We start from the raw sequence: 3,165 nt of genomic DNA, 5'->3' as shown, positions 1-3,165 counted from the left end.
AAGAATGATGCACTAACAGTATGGCCGCATGTTGATGTAAATCATTTATGGTATTTACGCTCTTTGTGGCAGTTTATGCTTATTGTTTTTATATACTCATTAGTAGCAAAGTTTTCTATTTTTTCTTCTTTATTAAATACGATTAAAGTAAACCTATCATTTTCTATGCTTACAGGCCTATTGGTAATAGCCATGTTGCTTGCTAATAATTGTTTAAAAGGTGATGCAATACGCGAAGTAAGCGGCTTCATATTTTTATTTACAGGCTACTTGTTAGCTAAAAACACTTATTTTTGGAAAAGTTTAAATCGATACCTTTGGCTATTGTGTGCAAGCTTTACTCTATTGTATGTGTGTATTGCTTTGGCGTATCAAAATGAACTGGATTTACGAAACTATGTGTGGACTGCAATATATAATACTCAAAGAGTAGTTGGTGTACTTACCATGCTTACCTTAGCGCAGCGTTTTTTAAATTTTAAAGCAGCTTACTTAAACACACTAAATAGCTGGGTGTTTCCCTTTTATGTATTGCATCAAAGTGTATTAATTATTTTATGCTTTGTGCTACAACCTTTTAACCTTGGTCTTATGGTTGAGTTATTTTTAATTATTGTGTGCACTTGGGGGACGTGCGCAGCTATTACATTATTGGTAATGCGCATTGATATTATTAGGCCCTTGCTAGGTCTTAAAATAAAAAACAACTATTCGCCAGCGCTTAAAAAAATGGGTTATGTATTGGGTATGTTGCTTATTTTACCTTTAGCCTATCAGCTGGTTTTTTAAGGTAAAAAAGCTTTATTAAAAGTGCCATAACTTTGTAATACCTCTGTGTTGATATTTACCAAATACCACACTAAGGAAAAGAACAATGTTAAAAAAATCAATAATAGCGCTTTCACTTTTATCTATGCTGACTGGTTGCTCATTAGATGGCGATGATGGTCAAAATGGCGCACAAGGAGCTCAAGGCGAGCAAGGTACAGCAGGTGAAAATGGAATTAACGGCACTAATGCAAATTCGGCTTTAACTATTAACCTAATAGGACGAGCAGTACTCAATGCGCAAAGCCCTGAAGGTGCTGCCGAAATAGTCGCATATCAAGCATCAAAAAAATGGATTTACGCTATTAATAGCTCGGGAGATGCTGCGGTTGTAAATATTATTCCTGCAGACACATTCGATACAGCTGCTCTAGTGCAAGACAACGAAGGCATTGTAAATACAACCAACTTAGGTACGGCAATTACACTTACCTTAAACGACAACACCTCCGGTGACGCAAACAGCATAGCAATAGATGAAAATAACCAGTTACTTGCTGTAGCAATGGCTGCTAAAAGTGTTGGAGAGGCAGGTCAAGTTGCCTTTTACGACATAAGCGGCGATACACCAATATTTATAAAAAATGTAACTGCTGGTTTTTTGCCCGATATGGTTACATTTAGCCATGATGGAGCAAAAGTAGTTATTGCCAACGAAGGGGAACCTAACGGCGACTATAGTATTGATCCACAGGGTTCTATCAGCATTATCAATGTTAATGATGGTGTAATTGCCGACAATGCTACCAATATTGATTTTACAGCATACAACGATAAGCAATCTGAACTTGAAGCACTCGGACTGGTATTTGCTAATCCAGCAGGGCGCACCATAAATGGTAATTTAATCAATACCACCGTAGCTATGGACTTAGAGCCAGAATACGTCAGTATTTCTAAAGATAACAAATATGCCTACGTATCGATTCAAGAAAATAATGGACTAGCCATCGTTAATTTAGAAGATAACTCTCTTGAGTTAAAAGGGTTAGGGTTTAAAGACTGGTCTAGCTTGCAAATAGACGCATCAGATAAAGACGGCGGTGTTAATTTTAAATCATACCCTGGCTTATATGGCATGTATCAGCCAGACACAATTTCAAGCTTTAGCTGGAAAGGTGCAAACTTTATAGTGTCGGCTAATGAAGGTGATGCACGCGAATACTTTTTTGATACAACCAATGAGGCAGATTGCATAGCTAAAGGCGGCGTAGATTTCGATGAAGACGATGGTTGTCTTGCTTACATAGATGAAAGCCGCGTCGAAGACCTAACGCTTGCTGCTAATTTTGATTACTTAAATAACGACGATAACGACATCGGCCGTTTAAAAGTGACAACGGTTAAAGGTGATAATAATAACGATGGTCAATACGAATCGCTTTATGCCTATGGCGCACGTTCGTTTACCATTTGGGACAGCAATGGGCTGGTGGTGTTTGATTCTGGAGACGATATAGGTCGTATTACCGCATCAGTTCATGGCGAGGCGTTTAATAATAATGAAGATGAAAATAAAGGCGATACACGCTCAGACGATAAAGGCGCAGAACCCGAAGCGCTAACTATAGGTACAATTGGCGAACGCACCTTTGCATTTATTGGACTCGAGCGTATGGGCGGGATCATGATTTACGATATTACTAACCCATATGATGTGCAGTTTGAAGACTACTTTTATAACCGAGGTTTAATAGCTGGTGCAGAAATTACCGGTGATCTAGCACCAGAAGGGATGACATTCATACCACGCGAACAAAGTGCAACTGGCGAACCGCTACTTATCATAGGTAATGAGATATCTGGTTCTATCGCAGTATGGGAAGTTTCAGCTAATTAACCACTCTGTAAAAAGCGGAAAATATCATGCTTTATTTTCCGCTTTCTATATTGATAGAGTATTAGCATTTAAGTAGAGATTAAAAATGCATGTTTTTTAAGCTAAAAGCGCCCTCTACCCCTTTATTTGTATACCTTTCGTACTAAAAGTATTTTTATTCAAAAAAGCATGAATTAAACGTTGACCCCCACTCGAATATCCCTATAATGCGACCCACTGAGACGGCAGGCGCCAACGCATAGCGAGGCAAGAGTTAATCAGAGAGTTAAGTAAAACTTTACTTTTAAAGATTCTAAAAAGAAATTTGAAAACAAAGTATTGACTCGAAAAATAAAGGATGTATTATACGCATCCCTAGCGACAACGTCGCAACGTTCTTTAACAATATAAAGCAATCATCTGTGTGGGCACTCGTACAGATTGAGTTCTAACAGCCAAGCTTAGTTCGCTAAGTGAGGCAAACAAATTAGAGTCTCAATTGAAACTGAGTGAACCAC

The 3,165-nt window shown here is 38.2% G+C and carries 2 protein-coding genes; both read left to right on the top strand.

What is annotated here, in order from left to right; genetic code table 11:
- A partial coding sequence (locus tag CWB65_RS18815) for an acyltransferase family protein (RefSeq protein ID WP_138741227.1) occupies positions 1-789 on the top strand: 789 nt, incomplete at its 5' end.
- 85 nt (positions 790-874) lie between these two features.
- Positions 875-2,668: a choice-of-anchor I family protein gene (locus CWB65_RS18810; protein ID WP_008130733.1), complete on the top strand. Its 1,794-nt coding sequence runs from the start codon at positions 875-877 to the stop codon at positions 2,666-2,668.
- The last annotated feature ends 497 nt before the right edge of the window (positions 2,669-3,165 follow it).

Origin of the sequence: Pseudoalteromonas sp. S554 (assembly GCF_005930865.1) — a bacterium.
Taxonomy (GTDB): domain Bacteria; phylum Pseudomonadota; class Gammaproteobacteria; order Enterobacterales; family Alteromonadaceae; genus Pseudoalteromonas; species Pseudoalteromonas marina.
The sequence above is the reverse complement of the archived record's forward strand: the minus strand, read 5'-3'. Positions and strand labels throughout refer to the sequence as shown.